This window comes from Rhizobium sp. BK456, assembly GCF_014194045.1.
GTDB classification, from domain to species: Bacteria; Pseudomonadota; Alphaproteobacteria; order Rhizobiales; family Rhizobiaceae; genus Rhizobium; species Rhizobium redzepovicii.
Window position 1 is genome coordinate 105,570 of the sequence record NZ_JACIAO010000012.1, and the last position, 18,239, is coordinate 123,808.

The 18,239-nt window shown below is 63.1% G+C and carries 14 protein-coding genes; 6 read left to right on the top strand and 8 right to left on the bottom strand.

Annotation, left to right across the window (positions count from 1 at the left end; genetic code table 11):
- The first annotated feature begins 31 nt into the window (after nt 1-31).
- Complete coding sequence (locus FHX03_RS28055; RefSeq protein WP_183856444.1) at nt 32-1,117, top strand: methionine ABC transporter ATP-binding protein; 1,086 nt, start codon at nt 32-34, stop codon at nt 1,115-1,117.
- Nucleotides 1,098-1,751, top strand: coding sequence for a methionine ABC transporter permease (locus tag FHX03_RS28060; RefSeq protein ID WP_097627856.1), 654 nt, complete (start codon nt 1,098-1,100; stop codon nt 1,749-1,751). The genes FHX03_RS28055 and FHX03_RS28060 overlap by 20 nt, the downstream gene beginning before the upstream one ends.
- A 1-nt stretch (nt 1,752) precedes the next feature.
- Here FHX03_RS28060 and FHX03_RS28065 read toward each other — a convergent pair whose 3' ends face one another.
- The gene (locus tag FHX03_RS28065; protein WP_097627857.1) at nt 1,753-3,111 is read right to left on the bottom strand and encodes an LLM class flavin-dependent oxidoreductase; all 1,359 of its coding nucleotides are present in this window, start codon (nt 3,109-3,111) and stop codon (nt 1,753-1,755) included.
- Between the two features lie 233 nt (nt 3,112-3,344).
- Here FHX03_RS28065 and scpA point away from each other — a divergent pair, with 233 nt between their 5' ends.
- Nucleotides 3,345-5,483 carry a methylmalonyl-CoA mutase gene (scpA, locus tag FHX03_RS28070; protein ID WP_183856446.1) on the top strand — a complete coding sequence of 713 codons (2,139 nt, stop codon included), beginning with the start codon at nt 3,345-3,347 and terminating at the stop codon, nt 5,481-5,483.
- A 63-nt stretch (nt 5,484-5,546) separates the two neighbouring features.
- Here scpA and FHX03_RS28075 read toward each other — a convergent pair whose 3' ends face one another.
- Nucleotides 5,547-6,707 (bottom strand): fumarylacetoacetate hydrolase family protein, encoded by a 1,161-nt coding sequence (locus FHX03_RS28075; protein WP_183856448.1) that lies wholly within the window; start codon nt 6,705-6,707, stop codon nt 5,547-5,549.
- Nucleotides 6,708-7,074: 367 nt separating this feature from the next.
- On the opposite strand from FHX03_RS28075, the gene FHX03_RS28080 reads away from it, so the two are divergent.
- Genes FHX03_RS28080 through FHX03_RS28090 form a run of 3 tightly spaced genes read left to right on the top strand, consistent with a single transcriptional unit; the run spans nt 7,075 to nt 9,622 of the window.
- Nucleotides 7,075-8,085, top strand: coding sequence for a Gfo/Idh/MocA family protein (locus FHX03_RS28080; RefSeq protein WP_097627860.1), 1,011 nt, complete (start codon nt 7,075-7,077; stop codon nt 8,083-8,085).
- A 10-nt stretch (nt 8,086-8,095) separates the two neighbouring features.
- Nucleotides 8,096-9,193, top strand: a complete 1,098-nt coding sequence (locus tag FHX03_RS28085) for a Gfo/Idh/MocA family protein (protein WP_183856450.1) — start codon at nt 8,096-8,098, stop codon at nt 9,191-9,193.
- An 18-nt stretch (nt 9,194-9,211) separates the two neighbouring features.
- Complete coding sequence (locus tag FHX03_RS28090; RefSeq protein ID WP_047622188.1) at nt 9,212-9,622, top strand: VOC family protein; 411 nt, start codon at nt 9,212-9,214, stop codon at nt 9,620-9,622.
- A 97-nt stretch (nt 9,623-9,719) separates the two neighbouring features.
- On the opposite strand, the gene atzF is transcribed toward FHX03_RS28090, so the two are convergent.
- From atzF to FHX03_RS28120, 6 genes are read right to left on the bottom strand one after another with little or no spacing between them, the layout of a single operon-like run.
- Nucleotides 9,720-11,525 (bottom strand): allophanate hydrolase, encoded by a 1,806-nt coding sequence (gene atzF / locus FHX03_RS28095; RefSeq protein ID WP_183856452.1) that lies wholly within the window; start codon nt 11,523-11,525, stop codon nt 9,720-9,722.
- 1 nt (nt 11,526) lies between these two features.
- Complete coding sequence (uca, locus tag FHX03_RS28100; RefSeq protein WP_183856454.1) at nt 11,527-15,066, bottom strand: urea carboxylase; 3,540 nt, start codon at nt 15,064-15,066, stop codon at nt 11,527-11,529.
- Between the two features lie 3 nt (nt 15,067-15,069).
- On the bottom strand, nt 15,070-15,720 hold the full coding sequence (locus tag FHX03_RS28105; RefSeq protein ID WP_018516560.1) for an urea amidolyase associated protein UAAP2: 651 nt from the start codon (nt 15,718-15,720) through the stop codon (nt 15,070-15,072).
- 12 nt (nt 15,721-15,732) lie between these two features.
- Nucleotides 15,733-16,554 carry an urea amidolyase associated protein UAAP1 gene (locus FHX03_RS28110; RefSeq protein WP_097627865.1) on the bottom strand — a complete coding sequence of 274 codons (822 nt, stop codon included), beginning with the start codon at nt 16,552-16,554 and terminating at the stop codon, nt 15,733-15,735.
- Nucleotides 16,551-17,381, bottom strand: a complete 831-nt coding sequence (locus FHX03_RS28115) for an ABC transporter ATP-binding protein (RefSeq protein WP_097627866.1) — start codon at nt 17,379-17,381, stop codon at nt 16,551-16,553. Before FHX03_RS28115 ends, FHX03_RS28110 begins: the two co-directional genes overlap by 4 nt.
- Complete coding sequence (locus tag FHX03_RS28120) at nt 17,378-18,196, bottom strand: ABC transporter permease (RefSeq protein WP_097627867.1); 819 nt, start codon at nt 18,194-18,196, stop codon at nt 17,378-17,380. The genes FHX03_RS28115 and FHX03_RS28120 overlap by 4 nt, the downstream gene beginning before the upstream one ends.
- Nucleotides 18,197-18,239: the final 43 nt, after the last annotated feature.

Here is an 18,239-nt window from a genome sequence, read left to right on the forward strand (position 1 = left end):
GGCCGCCTTCAGCATTTGTAAGGAAAAACACATGAATTCCTTTGTTTCCACCACGGCGATCGAGGCAGAGCCGCAAACGGCGACCGAAGAGGTGGTGAGGCTGACCGAGGTGAAGCGGCGGTTCGGAACCACGGCCGCCCTCGACGGCATTTCGCTGACGGTGAAGAGAGGCGAAATCCTCGGCATCATCGGCCGCAGCGGCGCCGGCAAATCGACGCTGATCCGCTGCTTGAACGGCCTGGAGCGCGCCGATAGCGGCGAGATCCTCATCGAAGGCCGAGATATCACCGGACTTTCAGAACAGGACCTGCAGCCGCTGCGCCGCCGCATCGGCATGATCTTCCAGCATTTCAATCTGCTTTCCGCCAAGACCGTCGAGGAAAACGTCGCGCTGCCGCTGAAGATCGAGGGTCTTGCAAAGAGTGAGCGCCTGAAACGGGCGCATGAGCTGCTCGAGCTCGTCGGTCTTGCCGACAGGGCGAAGGCCTATCCGGCATCGCTGTCCGGTGGCCAGAAACAACGCGTCGGCATCGCCCGGGCGCTCGCGGCACGCCCGGCCCTGCTGTTGTCCGACGAGGCGACATCGGCGCTCGATCCGGAAACGACCCGGTCGATCCTGACGCTGCTCAAGGACATCAACCGTAAGCTCGGGCTGACCATTCTGCTGATCACCCATGAGATGGAAGTGGTCCGCGGCATTGCCGATCGCGTCGCGGTCATCGATGCCGGGCGGATCGTCGAGGAGGGACAGGTCTGGTCGATCTTCGCCAACCCGCAGGCTGATATCACCGGCAGCCTGCTCGGCGGCATCCGGCCGCAGCTTCCCGAGCATATCGCCGCCCGGCTGTCGGCGACGGCGGGCAGCGAAGCGATCCTCAGCGTCGATCTCGCCGGGCCGCAGGCGCAGGGCGCGCTGTTTGCCGAACTCTCGGCGGCGCTGCCGCATTCCTTCCGCCTCGTCCATGGCGGCATCGACCACATCCAGAACCAGCCGGTGGCGCGGTTCTTCATCGCCGTTCCCGCGCGCGACCCCGCGCTTGCCGGAAAGGTCCAAAAATTCCTGACGGCCCGGTCCGCCCGGGTGGAGGTACTTGGTTATGACACCGATCATGCTTGAACTGCTTGTTCGCTCCCTTAGGGAGACGATCCTGATGACCATCGCCTCGGGAGTGATCTCGCTCGTCGCCGGCCTGCCGCTTGGCCTTGCACTGGTCGCGACGGCGCGCGGCGGCATTGCCGAAAACCTCTGGATCAACCGCGTGCTCGGCGGCGTCATCAACGGCTTCCGTTCGGTGCCCTTCATCATCCTGCTGGTGGCGCTGATCCCGCTGACGCGGCTGATCGTCGGCACCGCGCTCGGCACCTGGGCGGCCATCGTGCCGCTCGCCATCGCCGCAACGCCCTATTACGCCCGCATCGCCGAAGTATCGCTGCGCGAGGTGGACCGAGGGCTGATCGATGCCGTGCGCGCCATGGGCGGCAGCCGCTGGACGATCATCCGCGAGGTGCTGGTGCCCGAAGCGCTGCCAGGCATCGTCGCCGGTTTCACCGTCACGCTGGTGACGCTGATCGGCGCCTCGGCCATGGCGGGCGCGATCGGCGCCGGCGGCCTCGGCGATCTCGCCATCCGCTATGGCTATCAGCGTTTCGAAACCAGTGTGATGATCGCGGTGGTGGCCGTCCTCATCGTGCTCGTCTGCGGCATCCAGTGGCTTGGCGACCGGCTGGTCGCCAGACTGGACCACCGATAAATCAGCGCCGGAATTGGGCGGCGGGATGAGCGGCGGGCAACCTGCCGTTCCCGCCGCCGAAAAGCTTCTGCCGCAACGGTCCTGCAGCATAGTCCGCCTTGAAGACGCCGCGCTCCTGCAGCACCGGCACCACCAGTTCGACGAAATCGCGCAGGCTTTCCGGCGCCACTGTCCGCGCCAGATTGAAGCCGTCGATGCCACTCTCTTCGATCCATGCCGTGAGATGATCGGCGATCTGGTCGGGCGAGCCCACCATCGGTTTCATCCGGCTGCCGAGGACCATCTGGTCGATGATGTCACGCAGCGTCACCGGCTTCGCTGCCTGTTTCGTAATGGCCGCAAGGGCGGACTGATTGGCGTTGGTCGAGTTCCGGTCGATGACGTCGTCCAATCCATACTTCGAAAAATCGATGCCCACAGAAGCGGAGTAATGCGCAAGCGAGGCCTCGACGCTCGCATGGCGGCGATAGTCCTCGAGCTTGTCCTGCGCTTCCTTCTCCGTCCGCCCGACGACAACAGTGATCAGGCTCAGGATCTTCAATGCGTCGGCGCCGCGGCCGAATTCCTCCGCCTTCGCCCGCAGCGCATCGACGGTCGGCCTGGCCGCCTTGGGATTGGGCCCGGCGATGAAGACGCATTCGGCGTGGCGTGCGGCGAAATCCTGCCCGCGTGCCGAGGCGCCGGCCTGAAAGAGCAGGGGCGTGCGCTGCGGCGAGGGCTCGGAAAGATGGATGCCTTCCATCCGGTAATATTTGCCGTCGTGACGAACAGTGCGCACTTTGGAGGGATCGGCATAGATGCCGCCCGCCTTGTCGCGCAGCACCGCATCGTCGTCCCAGCTCCCTTCCCAGAGCTTGTAGAGTATTTCGAGATATTCCTCGGCCGCATCGTAGCGCGCATCATGTTCCGGCAGCTTGTCGAAACCCATGCTGCGGGCCGCACTGTCGAGATAGCCGGTGACGATGTTCCAGCCGATCCGTCCCTTGGTCAGGTGGTCGAGCGTCGACATGCGCCGCGCCAGCAGGAAGGGTGGCTCATAGGTGGTGTTGACGGTCACGCCGAAACCCAGATGTTTGGTGACATAGGCCATCGCCGAAATCGGAATCAGCGGATCATTGACCGGGATCTGCGCGCCCGTCTCGATCACCGGCGCCGGACTACCCTTGTAGACATCATAGACACCGACGATATCGGCCAGGAAGATGCCGTCCAGCTTGCCGCGTTCGGCGGTCTTGGCAAACTCTGTCCAGTAGTCGAGATCGGTATAATGTGCTGAGCAGTCGCGCGGATGCGTCCACAGGCCGTGGTTGATGTGCCCGACGCAGTTCATATCGAAGGCATAGATCTGCATGGTCTTCATGAGGCGGGTCCCAATGCCGGCAATAGAAATCAAGGATTTGCCGCATTAATTATCCTGGAGCATGAAGCCGAAAAGTGCGAGCGGTTTTCGGACGACATCATGCTCTAACTATATAATATAGAACAGGATTCAGATTTTGGGCCGGCTCGGCCTAAAATCATCCTGTTCGGGCTCTATCGCACGAGGAGCCTATAAAATGGTAGGGTGGGGATGAAAAAAGCCGGAGGAACCGCATGACGAAGAAGACACTGTCGGATTGGGCGGAGCTTGCGCAAAAGGAACTGCGCCGCTCGCCCGAAACGCTGACCTGGCAGACGCCGGAAGGCATTGCCGTCAAGCCGCTCTATACGGCTGAGGATCTCGACGGCGCCGGGCACCTTGGTTCGCTTCCCGGTTTTGCTCCCTTCACCCGCGGCCCGCGAGCGACGATGTATGCCGGCCGGCCTTGGACGATCCGCCAATATGCCGGCTTCTCGACGGCAGAGGAATCGAACGCCTTTTATCGCCGCAATCTGGCCGCCGGCCAGAAGGGCCTGTCGGTCGCCTTCGATCTTGCCACCCACCGCGGTTATGACAGCGATCATCCGCGCGTCGAGGGTGACGTCGGCAAGGCGGGTGTGGCAATCGACAGCGTCGAGGACATGAAGATCCTTTTTGACGGCATTCCGCTCGGCGACATGTCGGTGTCGATGACCATGAACGGCGCCGTCATTCCGATCCTCGCCTCCTTCATCGTCGCCGGCGAAGAGCAGGGCGTTCCCCAGGCCGAGCTCTCGGGGACCATTCAGAACGACATCCTCAAGGAGTTCATGGTACGCAACACCTATATCTATCCCCCCGAACCCTCGATGCGGATCGTCGCCGATATCATCGACTATACCGCCCGCGAGATGCCGAAGTTCAACTCCATCTCGATCTCCGGCTACCACATGCAGGAAGCCGGCGCGACGCTGGTGCAGGAACTGGCCTTCACGCTGGCCGACGGCCGCGAATATGTGCGCGCCGCCATCGCCAAAGGCCTGAGCGTCGACGAATTCGCCGGCCGCCTGTCCTTCTTCTTCGCCATCGGCATGAACTTCTTCATGGAAGCCGCCAAGCTGCGCGCCGCCCGCCTGCTCTGGACGCGGATCATGGAAGGGTTTCATCCGGAGAAACAGTCCTCGCTGATGCTGCGCACCCATTGCCAGACCTCCGGCGTCTCGCTGCAGGAGCAGGACCCTTATAACAACATCATCCGCACCGCTTTCGAGGCGATGTCGGCCGTGCTCGGCGGCACGCAGTCGCTGCACACCAACTCCTTCGACGAGGCGATCGCGCTGCCGACGGAATTCTCCTCGCGCATTGCCCGCAATACGCAGCTGATCCTGAGCCACGAAACCGGCGTGACAAAAGTGGTCGATCCCCTGGCGGGCTCCTACTATGTCGAAAGCCTGACGGCCGAGCTTGCCGACAAGGCCTGGGCCTTGATGGAGGAAGTCGAGGCACTGGGCGGCATGACCAAGGCCGTAGCGGAAGGCCTGCCGAAACGGCTGATCGAGGAAGCGGCCGCACGCCGTCAGGCGGCCGTCGACAAGGGCGAAGAGGTCATTGTCGGCGTCAACCGCTACCGGCTCGACAACGAGCAGCCGATCGACATTCTGGAGATCGACAATAGCGCGGTGCGCAAAGCGCAGATCAGACGTATCGAAGAAACGAAGCGGCGCCGCGATGGCGGAGCCGTGCGCGAGGCGCTGGCGGCCCTGGTAGAGATCGCACAGAGCGGCAAGGGCAACCTGCTGGAAGCAGCGATCGCAGCGGCCCGAACCCGCGCCACGGTCGGCGAAATATCGGACGCGATGCGTGCTGCCTTCGGCGATCATGCCGCCACCCATGTGGTGATCAAGGGCGTCTATGGCGAGGCCTATGAAAATGAGCCGGAACTCGCCGTGCTCAAGACTCGCATGACGGAGGTGACGGAAGCCATGGGGCACCGGCCGAAGATCATGGTTGCCAAGCTCGGTCAGGACGGACACGACCGAGGCGCAAAGGTGATCGCCTCGGCCTTCGGCGACATCGGCTTCGATGTGCTCGCCGGTCCCCTCTTCCAGACACCGGAGGAAGCTGCCGGCGTCGCACTCAGCGAAAAGGTCAATGTCGTCGGCGTCTCGTCGCTGGCGGCCGGTCACAGGACGCTGCTACCACAGCTTATCGACAGGCTCAGGGAACAGGGCGGTGGCGATATCATCGTCGTCTGCGGCGGCGTTATCCCGCGTCAGGACTATGAATTCCTGCACGAACACGGCGTTGCAGCCGTGTTCGGCCCGGGGACAAATGTTCTCGAGGCGGCAAACTCCGTCCTCGATCTGCTGGAGGGCAGGCGAAGAAACCAGTAGCTGAAGCATTTCCAGGAAAAGTGCGACGCGATTTTCCGCCCGGAAATGCGCAAAATCAAAGAATTAGAGCAGCCCGCGCTTTGCGAGGTTGCTCATCAGCGCCGAAATGCCGAAGGTCCAGGGCGAGCATTCGGTGGAAAGGCGCACGGTGTTGACGAGCGCACCGAGGCCTGCCGAGGAAATCTCGACGACATCGCCGATCTTGTGGGTGAAGCCTTGCTTCGGCGCGTCGCGGTCCTGCGTCGGCGCAAACAGCGTGCCGAGGAAAAGCATGAAACCATCGGGATACTGATGATGGGCGCCGACCGTCTGCTTGACGAGGTCGGTCAGGTCGCGGCTGATCTTTGACATCGAACTCTTGCCGTGCAACACGAAACCGTCCTGGCCTGACACCTTCAGGTCGAGTTCGGCCTTGCGTACATCATCGAGGCTGTAGCCGGCATCGAACAGGCGGATGAAAGGACCGATCGAGCAGGAGGCGTTGTTATCCTTGGCCTTGCCGAGCAGCAGCGCCGAGCGGCCCTCGACGTCGCGCAGGTTGACGTCGTTGCCGAGCGTCGCCCCCTTGATTTCGCCGCGGCTGTTGACCGCGAGCACGATTTCCGGCTCGGGATTGTTCCAGGTTGAGATCGGATGCAGGCCGACATCCGCACCCCAGCCGACCGAGGAAAGCACCGGCGCCTTGGTGAAAACCTCGGCATCCGGCCCAATGCCGACCTCGAGATATTGCGACCACATGCCCTCGTCGATCAGCGCCTGCTTGACCTTGGCAGCCTCCGGCGAACCGGCCTTGAGATTGGCGAGGCTGCCGCCGATTAGCGTGCTGACTCGCTCGCGGATCGAGGCGGCACGCTCCGGATTACCGGCGGCCTTCTCCTCGATGACGCGCTCGATCATCGACTGCGCAAAGGTAACGCCGCAGGCCTTGACTGCCTGCAGGTCGACGGGCGCAAGGAGATACGGGCGCGTTTGATCCGGAGCTCCGGTACTGTTGGCGGCGATGTCCGCCAGCGAGCCAACCGCCTTGCCATTTGCTGCACGGACGAAGGCGACGGCATCCTGCCGCTCGAGCAGGGCGCTCAGCGTCGGCGTCTCGCGCGACGTGATGTCGACCAGCATGCCCTGGCGTAACGTCACAATGCTCGGTCCCTCCGCTTCGGGATTCCAGATGCGACCGACAAAAAGACCATCCGAAGCGGCGACATCGAGAAGAGCTTGAGACATGGTGGTCTTCCATCAAGGCGAGCGAGGAGAGCTCTTTTAAAAATTGCGGGGTGTTGCCGCCCTCCGACCCGGCGACGACCAAAATCGATCACATTCATGAAGGCCGGGCAAGATGCGTGGGGGAAAAAGACCTTTGTCTGATCGGCTCAAGCGGCGGGCTTCCTCGGGGAATCCAATTGCAAAAGGCCACAAAATAACTATTTAGATACAAAATTACCGTTAAATTTCAAATATTTAAATACAGGCCGCGACGATTTTGCCCTCCATCTCGCCTTGACAGGAGCCGGCTTTCGTTATCTGTTTTGCGCGACATGGAGGAGGCTGGCGTCAGCCGGCCGCACGAGAACCCCGGGAGGATATTGCAGCGATGCTAAGATTTGCCGTCGTCGGAATCGACCATGGGCATACGTTCGATCACGTGAAGGGATTGCTTGCTTCAGGCGGCGAATTCGTCGGCTATTGCCCGCAGACCTCGGTGCCGGCACTGCGCGAGGCCTTTGAGAAGACCTATCCTGACGCGCCGCAGATCGACCGGGAAAAGCTGTTCGACGATCCGTCGATCGACGTCATCTGCATTTCCGCGATCCCGCGTGACCGCGCCGGGCTTGCGATCCGCGCGATGAGATCGGGCAAGGATGTGATGACCGACAAGCCTGGCGTGACGACCTTCGCCCAGCTCGAGGACGTCAGGCGCACCGTTGCCGAGACCGGCAAGATCTTCTCGATCTGCTTTTCCGAGCGCCACTGCGTGCGCTCCGCCGTCAAGGCCGGCAAGCTCGTCGCCGAAGGCGCGATCGGCCAAGTGATCCAAACGCTCGGCGTCGGTCCACACCGGCTGCAACTGCCGACCCGGCCGGACTGGTTCTTCGATCCCGAGGCCTTCGGCGGCATCATCGTCGATATTGCTTCACACCAGGTCGACCAGTTCCTGTTCTATACCGGCTCGACCACAGGCGAGGTCATCGCAAGCTCGATCGGCAATTTCGGGATGCCTGACAAGCCCGCCTTCGAGGATTTCGGCGAGGTGCTTCTGCGCTCCGACAAGGCGGCGGGTTATGTGCGTGTCGACTGGTTCACGCCGGAGGCGCTGCCGACCTGGGGTGACGGGCGCCTGACCATCCTCGGCACCGAAGGTTACATCGAGCTGCGCAAATATATCGACATTGCCGGCCGGCCGGGCAAGGATCATCTCTTCCTGGTCAACGGCAAGGAAATGACCCATATCGATTGCAGCGGCGAAAAGCTCGATTATTTCGACGCGTTCACCGCCGACGTCGGCAACCGCACGCAGACGGCGATGACCCAGGATCACGTTTTTGAAGTCTGCCGTCTTTCGCTTGAAGCCCAGGCGAAAGCCGCTCGCATCGGCGCTCGCTGAGGAGGAAATCATGACCAGGAAATTGCGCGTCGGCGTCATCGGCGCAGGCATCGCTGCGCGGCATCTGGCCGGCTTCGGCTGGAACAAGGAGCTTTTCGAAGTCCCCGTGCTCTGCTCGCTCGACGAGGAACGCGGCAAGGGGCTGTGCGAGGAATACGGCATTGGCGAATACACGCAGGATGCGGATGCGCTGTTTGCCCGTGACGATCTCGACATCATCGACATTTCGACGCCGCCGAGCTCGCATTTCGAACTTTGCCGCAAGGGCATCGAATCCGGCAAGCACGTGATCTGCGAGAAGCCGCTCTTCGGCTCGATCGCCGAGGTCGACGAGATGGGGCGCATCCTCGATCGTTACCCCGGCAGGAAGCTGATGCCGATCTTCCAGTATCGCTACGGCTCCGGCCTGCAGAAGTTGAAGCTACTGATCGAAAGCGGCCTTGCCGGCAAGCCGTTCCTGACGACGATCGAAACCCATTGGTGGCGCGGGCCGGATTATTACGCCGTGCCGTGGCGCGGCAAATTTGCGAGCGAACTCGGCGGCGGCCTTCTCGGCCACGCCATCCACGCTCATGACATGCTGAACTATGTACATGGCCCCTGCGCCGAGGTGTTTTCCTATGGGGCGACGCTGGTCAATCCGATCGAGGTCGAGGATACGGCAGCCCTTTCGGTGAAGATGCAGAATGGCTCGCTGGCGACGCTCTCGATGACGCTGGGTTCGCGCAAGGAGATCTCGCGGTTGCGCTTCTGCTTCAACGACCTCGTCGCCGAAAGCATCATCGAACCCTATACGATGGGCCGTGACCCGTGGACTTTCGTCGCCGGGACAGAGGAACATCAGGCGCGGATCGACGAAGTGCTCGCCGCCTATGTGCCTGGCGAGGATGGCTACACCCGTCAGTTCGAGCTCTTCCACAAGGCGATCGTCGAGGACACCGACCCACCGGTGACATTGCAGGATGCCCGCAATTCGCTGGAACTGGTAACGGCCGCCTATTTCTCGCAGCGAACCGGACAACCGACGCCGATGCCGATCGCCGCCGATCATCCGCTCTATCGCTCCTGGCTGCCGGCAGGGGAATGGCGTGCTGCGGCTACCGTCTGAACTGGGAAGGGCATTCCCATGCTGAAATCCTTCGAGCATGTCGGCATGACGGTCAGCGACATGGACCGCACCGTCGATTTCTACTGTGGCCTGCTCGGACTCAGCCTGGTGCTGCGCAAGACGATGGCGAATGGCATGCAAGTAGCATTCCTCGATGCCGGCGGCGGCATGCTGGAGGTCTTTGCGCCGCCCGGCGGCGCGTCGAGAGCGGTCGACGTGCCTGAAGATACGGCCGGCGTCCGCCACCTCACCTTTCATTTCGACAGTGTCGACGAGGCCTTCGCCCGCCTTGAACAGGCGGGCGTCGAGATCAAGGAGCGGCCGCGCTTCGCCGTCCACTCCGAGATGCTGAACAAGATCGCCTTCGTTCGCGATCCCGATGGCATCATCGTCGAGCTTGCTGAACGCTCTCAGAACCGCCAGGGCTGACACAGGCGCTGCCGATCGCTTCGCTGCGGGCGGTCAGACCGTACCGCAGCAGATCGATCAGGCGCCTGACAAGTTTTGCCGCCATGCAAAGCTCTCCTCAGCTCGCCAGCTTGGCGCTGATGTAGTTGCGCCAGCCGCCAAGCGCGGTGATTTCCTCCGCACCTTTCACCGCATGGGCCTCGCAGACGAAGCCGGAGACGCTGGAACCGTCTTCGAGCGTCAGCTTACCGATGCCGAGGGGTGCCGGAATCTTCTGGACGAACCTGCCGAAAGCATCGGCCGGCAGTGCCCAGACCTCGACCTCCAGCCCCTGACCCTTGTGGCCGGGTTCGCGCAGCAGCCCTGGTTTCGCTGGCGTGGTATTGGGCAAGACGAAGAGGCGATAATCGCCGGCCGTGCGGCAGGTCTTGACCAGACGCCCGCCGGCGCCTGCCAGTTCGTGATTGAGCGGCATGCCGGTCAGATGCGCACCGACGACCGCGATTTCGATGAAACCGTCATCGCCAGGCACAACACGGCTTGCTTCGGGGATCGCCGCCTGCCGGTCGATGCCCATGCCGGAACCCGCTGCGCGGTGCAGCGCATCGGCAAGCGGCGCCAGCGCATCGTCGGTGAAAGCGGGTGCGATGACGGTGACGCCACCCGGCAAGCCGCCTTTCCCGAAGCCGGCCGGAACGGCGATTGCCGCGCAATCGAGCAGGTTGACGAAATTGGTGTAGCGGCCGAGGCGGCCGTTGAGCACGACGGGATTGGCCAGCATGTCGGCGACCGTATAGGTGGTTGGCGCGGTCGGCAGCAGCAGAACATCAGCCTTTTCCCATTCGGCCTCGGTCTTGCGGCGCAGCTCCTCCAGCCGGTAACGGCCGTTGAAGGCCTCGACCGCGGTCTTGCCCTTGGCGCCTTCGATGATCCCTCTGACCGTCGGATCGAAATCGGCGGCGTTGGTGGCGAGGAAATCCTCGACCGCCGCCAGACGTTCGGCAACCCACGGCCCGTCATAGAGAAGGGCGGCAGCCTCGCGGAACGGCGTGTAATCGAAGGGCACGATGGTCGCCCCGAGCGCTTTTGCCCGCTCGATCGCCTGATCGTAGAGCGCCTCCACCTCCGTGTCGCCGAAGAACTCCCGCTCGGCGTCGGTCAGAACGCCGATGCGCAAACCCGACACAGGCAGGTTTGCCGGTTTGGCGCGACGCGAGAAAGCATCGGCGGCATCGAAGCCTTCGGCGACCTTGCGGATCGCAACACCGTCGCCGACGGTCGCAGCAAAGATGGTGACGCAGTCGACGCTCTTGCAGGCCGGTATAGCGCCGGTATTCGGCAGGAGGCCCGGCGTCGGCTTGATGCCGACTAGATTGTTGAAGGCAGCCGGCACCCGGCCGGAGCCGGCCGTATCGGTGCCGAGCGCAAAGGCCGCAAGGCCGGAGGCCACCGTGACCGCCGATCCGGAACTCGAACCGCCTGAGATATAGGCCGCATCGAAGACCGAACGCGGCGCGCCATAGGGAGAGCGCGTGCCGTTGAGGCCGGTCGCGAACTGGTCGAGATTGGTCTTGCCGATGATGATGGCACCGGCCGCCTTCAACCGGGCAACGACGGTCGAGTCCGCCTCCGGCCGATATTCATAGGCCGGGCAGGCGGCAGTTGTCGGCAGGCCGGCGGCATCGATATTGTCTTTCACGGCAAAGGGAACGCCCCAGAGCGGCAGGCTGTTTGCCTCAGGCGCGCGTGCCATCAAGGCTTTGGCGGCAGCGCGCAGCTCCTCATCCGGCACCGGGGTGATGAAGATTGCCGGATCTTTCGCGGCGGCGCGGCGGGAGATCACCTCTTCGATGGCATCGAGCGGCGTCAGACCGGATTGATAGGCGGCGCGAAGGCTTGAGAGATCGAGGATGGTCGGCAGCATGTCAGCATTCCTCCAGAACGACGATGATATCGCCGGCTTTGACGTTTCTTCCCGGCCCGGCGCGCAGATCGCGGACGCGGCCTGCCGCATGGGCGGTGACGTTGATTTCCATCTTCATCGATTCGATGATGGCAAGTGTATCGCCAGCCGCAACCGGGGCGCCCGGCTCGACCAGCAATTTCCAGATATTGCCGGGCACGGCGCTGGCAACACCGAAGCAGCCGTCGGGAATATCCCCATCCGGGCTTTCGCCGGTGCCTTCATCGGTGACGAAGCTGTCGAGCCCGGCGTCCTTCCAGCGCTGGCGTTCGGCATCGAAGGCGGCCTGCTGCGTTGCCTTGAAACGGCCGATCGACGCCGCGTTAGCCTGCAATTCCCTCTCATAGGCGGCATAGGAGAATTCCGTCTCCTCGATCCTGATCGGATAACCGCCATGCGGGAAGGCGGCACGCGCCTCTGTCAATTCCTGATTGCTGACCGGGAAGAAACGGATCTGGTCGAAGAAATTCAGCAGCCAGGGCTTGCCCCTGGCAAAGGCCGGCGTCTCCCGCCAGGTGTTCCAGACCTGGATGGTGCGGCCGAAGAGCTGGTAGCCGCCCGGTCCTTCCATGCCGTAGATGCACATATAGGCGCCGCCGATGCCGACGGCATTTTCCGGCGTCCAGGTACGGGCGGGATTATACTTCGTCGTCACGAGGCGATGGCGTGGGTCGGTCGGGGTCGCAACCGGCGCGCCGAGATAGACGTCACCGAGACCCAGCACGAGGTAGCTTGCGTCGAAGACGATATCGCGGACGGCCTGTTCATCGGGAAGACCGTTGATGCGGCGGATGAACTCGATATTCGAGGGGCACCAGGGCGCATTCGGTCGCACGAGCTCCTGATATTTGCGCATCGCAAGTTCGGCATCCGGATCGTTCCAGGAAAGCGGCAGGTGCACGATGCGGCTCGGCACCTTGACCTCCTGCGCTGCCGGAAGCGTCGCCTCGATCTCGGAGAGCAGCCCAAGCAGGCGCCGGCGCGTCAACTGCGTGCCGTCGTAATGGATCTGCAGCGAGCGGATACCGGGGGTGAGGTCGACGACGCCAGGGAGGCGGGCCTTCACGACCGCCTGCATCAGCAGGTGCACCCGCAGCCGCAGCGCGATATCGAGCGTCATCGGCCCATATTCGACGAGCAGATTGTCGTCGCCTTGGCGGCGATAAACGACAGAAACCGGGCCATCCTCGCTGATACCGAGGATCGGCGAACCTGTTTCTTCCGAGGGCCGCCGCACCGCCGGGCCGGCGATCGGGTCTTCCGGCCGAGCCAGCGCATGAAAACGGATTCGGTCGCCGGGCTTGAACTGGCCCATCTTCCACTGCTCTTCGCGGGCGATCACCGCCGGGCAAGCGAAGCCGCCAAGGCTTGGACCATCGGGCCCGAGAATGATCGGCATATCGCCGGTGAAATCGATCGCCCCGATCGCATAGGCGTTGTCGTGCAGGTTGGAGGGGTGCAGCCCCGCCTCACCGCCGTCGCTTCGTGCCCATTGCGGGGCTGGGCCGATCAGGCGCACCCCGGTGCGGGCACTGTTGAAATGCACCTCATAAGCCGTCGAAAACAGCGTCTCGATATCGCTGTCCTGAAAGAAATCGGGAGCCCCGTGCGGGCCATAGACGACGCCGACATCCCATTCGCGCGTCAAGGCGGCTGGCTCCGTCGCCGGTCTCACCGGTTCGGCCGGTACCTGTCGGGCAAAATGCAGCACGTGCCCTGTCTTCAGTGTGCCGGTGGCGTTACCGCCGAATTGGCCAAGGCCGAAGGTCGCGCGCGAGCCGAGCACAACGGGAGCGGCTAAACCACCGGCGACGGCGAGATAGGCGCGCTGTCCCGGTCCTTCGATGGTACCGATCGACAGAACCTGACCGGCGCGGATTGTCACCGGGGCGTCATGCGGCAATTTTACGCCGTCGCATGTCATTGGCATCCGCGCGCCAGCAAGCGCGATCGTCTGGTCGGCATAAAATCGCAATGTCGGACCGGAAACGGTCAACTCCAGCGCAGCCGTCACATCGGCATTGCCGACCAGCCGATTGGCATGGCGGAAGGAGCGCTCGTCCATCGGCCCACTCGGCGGCACGCCGACATGCCAGAGGCCGAGCCGGCCCGGAAGTTCCTGGATGCTTGACTGCGCCCCGGGCGCGAGAACCTCGACGACATCGGGAACGAAGGCGAAGTCGCGTAGAGCCGTCGTTGCCACCTTGGCGCTGGCCAGCAATTCGGAAGCGGCGATCGCCCTCAGGTAAGCGAGATTGGTCTCGATGCCCGATATCGATGTTTCGGCGAGTGCCGCCTTAAGCTTCTCGATCGCCGCCGGCCGGTCTGCCGCCGCCACGATCAGCTTGGCAAGCATCGGGTCGTAGAAGGGCGTGACCTCGGTTCCCGTCTCGATCCAGCCGTCGACGCGGGTGCTTTCCGGAAAAATGACTTCGGTCAAAAGGCCGGCACTCGGGCGGAAATCGGCATGCGGCATCTCGGCATAGATCCGCATCTCGATCGCCGCACCCTTCGGCGTCAGACCCCCAGCACCCGAGAGCACATCCTCGCCGGCCGCCTGACGGATCATCCATTCGACGAGGTCGATGCCGAAGACAGCTTCCGTGACGGGATGTTCGACCTGCAGGCGGGTATTGACCTCGAGGAAATAGAATTCCTGGCGCTGGGGATCATAAATGAACTCGACAGTGCCGGCCGATTCATAGGAGACCGAGCTTCCCAAGTCGACCGCCGCCTTGTGCAGCCGCGCCCTTGTCTCCGCAGAAAGGCCAGGCGCAGGCGTCTCCTCGACGACCTTCTGGTTCCGCCGCTGCAGCGAGCAGTCGCGTTCGCCGAGCGCGATCACGCCGCCCTTGCCGTCGCCGAAGATCTGCACCTCGACATGGCGCGCTTCGGCAACGAAACGCTCGATGTAGACGCGCGCATCGCCGAAGCTGGCGCGCGCGGTCCGCTGCACGCTTTCGAAGGAAGCCTTGAGGCCGGCCGCATCGGCGCAGAGCTGCATGCCGATACCGCCGCCGCCGGCCGTGCTCTTCAGCATGACGGGATAACCGACGGTCTCGGCAGCCGAAAGCGCCTCGTCGACGCTCTGCAAGAGATCGGTGCCGGGCAGTAGCGGCACGCCGCTCGCTTTCGCCAATTCGCGCGCCGTATGCTTCAAGCCGAAGGCCGACAGATGCTCTGGGCGCGGGCCGATGAAGGCGATGCCTTCAGCGGCGAGCCGCTCGGCAAAGCCGATATTCTCCGAGAGGAAGCCGTAGCCTGGGTGCACTGCCTCAGCGCCCGTCGCCTTGCAGGCGGCAATGACGGCGTCGACATCAAGATAGCTTTCGGCAGCGGGCGCCGTGCCGAGGCGCATGGCCTCATCGGCGGTCAGTGCCGGCTTCGAGAATCGATCGACATCGGAATAGACGGCAACGGAGGCAATGCCCATCCTCTTCAATGTGCGGATGACGCGGACGGCGATTTCGCCGCGATTGGCGATAAGGACTTTGGTGAACATCGATCAGTCCTCGCCGTCCCAGATCAGCACCCGGATCGGCGTGGGATCGAAGCCGTTGCAGGGATTGTTGATCTGCGGGCAATTGGAGATGACGCAGAGCACGTCCATCTCCGCCACCAGTTCGACATAATCGCCAGGCGCGGAAATGCCGTCGACGATAGTCATCTCGCCGTTCGGCTTGATCGGCACGTTCATGAAGAAATTGATGTTCGGCACGATGTCGCGCTTGCTCATGCCGTGTTTTGTCACCTCGATCACGAAATTGTCGCGGCAGGCATGCAGGTATTTGGTTCCGTGGCCGAAACGCACCGTGTTGCTCTCGCAGGAGCAGGCGCCGGCTGATGTATCGTGGCGGCCGCAGCTATCGGCCGTCATGACCAGCATGACGTTGCCCTCGTTCGAAATGATCTTCGTGCCGGTGCCGATATAGGCGCCGCCTTGTGCCCGCATCGTATCCTGGTTGGAATAACGCTCGGCAAAGTCATCGGCGCGATAAAACAGCGTATCGATTGCCTGTTGGCCGTAGCTGTCCTCGATGCGGATGGTCTGACCCTTGCGCACGATGCCGGACCACGGCGCTTCGGCCGGGATGAAATGTTCCTGCACGGCGTTTTCGAGGCTGCGCGAAGCTGAAGTCTTGATGAAATCGGTCATCGTCATTCTCCCTCAGGCCAGCATCGAGGCGTTGTTCTCGAAGCCGCGAAGGGCTTCGGCGGTTGCTGTGCGCGAGAGATCGTCCACTGCGGGTGCGGGCGCGCGAAAGCGCGTGACGATCACCGGCTTCGGCGCATAGACCGGGTCGGGATCGAGCGGATGCGGGCAATTCGAGAAGCCGACGATCATGTCCATCTCGGCGCGCAGTTCGGCATAATCGCCGCTGTTGGAGAGTTTGCCGCGCCAGTGGAAGCCACCGTTGTCGTCGACGCGAACCGGGGCGAAGAGATTGAGAATCGCAGGAATATCGCGTCTGGTGAGACCAAGCTTGCCGGCGACGAGCACGAGATTGTCGCGAGTGTTGCGGGTCTTCACGCCAGGATATTTTGCGGCGTTCGAAGCTGCCGTCGAACCACCCATCAGGCAGTCATGGGCGCCGGAACTGTCCTCAATCAGCGAAAACATCACCCGGCCCATATCTGAGAAGATGACGCGGCCCTTGCCGAGGGCGGTCGTCCACTGAACCTTGACCGTATCGACCAGATTGAGCCGTTCGCTTGTATCAGTGGCGTTCCAGGCAACGAGCACCACAGTCGATCCGCCTTCGCCCTGATCGATGCGGAGCGCCTCGCCGCGCTTCAGCGCGGTCGACCAGTACCAGCCGCCGGGGATGGTTTCCTGATGGATGATCGCAGCCGCATCGATGCCGGGGGCGGGCAGGGGGCTCGGCGCCGGTAGGGCCTTCGGCGCGAATTCCAGCCCCTTTTTCTGATGTTCCTCGTAACGCTGCCGGTTGGCGGCGATCTCTTCGGGCGAACGTCTGACATGCATCATGGCTTTTCTCCTGACGGACTGGAAGCCGGGTCGTCCCGGCGAAGGCCCAGAGAAATGACCGGGCCGTCCCGGTCGGGGCTGAAGATGGTGGGCGCGCCGGCAAGCCTCGGCGGCCAGATCGAAATGTCCTTGGTGATCGTCGCGCCGTAGCGCTCCTTTTCCTCCGGGCGGTCACGCTTGCGCTCGAAGGCGACGACCCGCGTCGCCAGCGTGAATGCCTCGCGCATGTCGTGCGTCACCATGACGACGGTCATCTGCGTCTCGTGCCAGAGCCGCTTCATCAATGTGTGGATTTCGGCGCGGATGCCGGGGTCGAGTGCGCCGAATGGCTCATCGAGCAGCAGCACCTTCGGTTTCATGATCAGCGCCTGCGCCAGCGCAAGGCGCTGCTGCATGCCGCCTGATAGTTGCGCCGGATATTTGTCCTCGGCGCCGGAAAGGCCGACTTCGCCGATCAGCCGCCGAGCTTCGTCGACGGCATCGCGGCGGGCAGCGCCAAAAAGCTTGGCCTTGTAGCGGGACGCCGAGAGTTCGCGCCCGAGCAGCACGTTTCCGAGGACCGTCAGATGCGGGAAGACGGAGTAGCGCTGGAAGACGACGCCGCGATCCGGGCCTGGCTCCTGCGGCAGCGCTTCGCCGTCGAGCAGGATCGTGCCCCGCGTCGGCCGCTCCTGGCCGAGCAGCATGCGCAGGAACGTCGACTTGCCACAGCCGGACGGTCCGACAAGGGCCACGAAGGCGCGCGCGGCGACAATCAGCGACACATCTTCGAGGACGATCTGGTCGCCATACTCTTTCCAGACCTTTTCGATCACCAACTCGCTCATGCCTGCTTCTCCAGCTCCGACCAGGGGAAGACGGCGATGCGGATGCGATCGAGGATATAGTTCATGATCACGGCGAGCAGCGTGATCCAGACGACATAGGGAAAGATGACGTCCATCGAGAGATAGCGGCGGACGAGGAAGATGCGGTAGCCGAGACCGGAATCCGACGAGATCGCTTCTGCCGCGATCAGGAATAGCCAGGCAGGACCGAGTTGAAGCCTGAGGCAGGTGATCAGCCGCGGCAGGATCTGCGGCAGCACGACACGAAGGCCGATCTGCCAGGAGGAGCCGCCGAGCGTTTCAGCCTTGACGATCTGCTCACGCGGCAGCTCCAGCGCCTTCAGCGCAAGGTCGCGGATCATCGTTGGCGCAACGCCGATGACGATGAGCGCGATCTTCGAGGCTTCGCCGAGCCCCATGGCGATGAACAGGATCGGCAGCAGCGCCAGCGGCGGCACCATTGAGATAACGGCGACGAAAGGGGAGAGCAGCGCCCTCATATAAGGCAGCATGCCGATCAGCATGCCGATGACGAGCGCGGTGATAGTGGAGATGCCAAGGCCGGCAAACAGGCGCACCAGGCTCGCTCCGGTATCGGACCAGAGCAGGTATTCGCCGGTGCGCGGATCGGCGATGAAGGCCAGGCGATCGATCGCATCGGCAAAACCGGCAAGACCGGGCAGCAGTTTGTCGTTGGCATTTTCCGCCAGCCGCGCCGCCGAGCCGAACGTGTAGGCAACGACCAGCAGCACGAAGGGCAGCAGCGTCAAGGCAAGCTGCGCGCCCCGGCTCGGCTTCGTGTTGATCCAGCGCATAGGGAAAGCTCCGCTGATGAAGGATGGGCGGCGCAGGGAAGGC

Coding starts and splice junctions, on each gene's coding strand:
- uca (WP_183856454.1), bottom strand. CDS start 15,066: ATGTTCACCAAAGTCCTTATCGCCAATCGCGGCGAAATCGCCGTCCGC.
- FHX03_RS28085 (WP_183856450.1), top strand. CDS start 8,096: ATGACCAGGAAATTGCGCGTCGGCGTCATCGGCGCAGGCATCGCTGCG.
- FHX03_RS28065 (WP_097627857.1), bottom strand. CDS start 3,111: ATGAAGACCATGCAGATCTATGCCTTCGATATGAACTGCGTCGGGCAC.
- atzF (WP_183856452.1), bottom strand. CDS start 11,525: ATGCTGCCGACCATCCTCGATCTCTCAAGCCTTCGCGCCGCCTATCAA.
- FHX03_RS28110 (WP_097627865.1), bottom strand. CDS start 16,554: ATGATGCATGTCAGACGTTCGCCCGAAGAGATCGCCGCCAACCGGCAG.
- scpA (WP_183856446.1), top strand. CDS start 3,345: ATGACGAAGAAGACACTGTCGGATTGGGCGGAGCTTGCGCAAAAGGAA.
- FHX03_RS28115 (WP_097627866.1), bottom strand. CDS start 17,381: ATGAGCGAGTTGGTGATCGAAAAGGTCTGGAAAGAGTATGGCGACCAG.
- FHX03_RS28120 (WP_097627867.1), bottom strand. CDS start 18,196: ATGCGCTGGATCAACACGAAGCCGAGCCGGGGCGCGCAGCTTGCCTTG.
- FHX03_RS28090 (WP_047622188.1), top strand. CDS start 9,212: ATGCTGAAATCCTTCGAGCATGTCGGCATGACGGTCAGCGACATGGAC.
- FHX03_RS28060 (WP_097627856.1), top strand. CDS start 1,098: ATGACACCGATCATGCTTGAACTGCTTGTTCGCTCCCTTAGGGAGACG.
- FHX03_RS28105 (WP_018516560.1), bottom strand. CDS start 15,720: ATGACCGATTTCATCAAGACTTCAGCTTCGCGCAGCCTCGAAAACGCC.
- FHX03_RS28055 (WP_183856444.1), top strand. CDS start 32: ATGAATTCCTTTGTTTCCACCACGGCGATCGAGGCAGAGCCGCAAACG.
- FHX03_RS28075 (WP_183856448.1), bottom strand. CDS start 6,707: ATGTCTCAAGCTCTTCTCGATGTCGCCGCTTCGGATGGTCTTTTTGTC.
- FHX03_RS28080 (WP_097627860.1), top strand. CDS start 7,075: ATGCTAAGATTTGCCGTCGTCGGAATCGACCATGGGCATACGTTCGAT.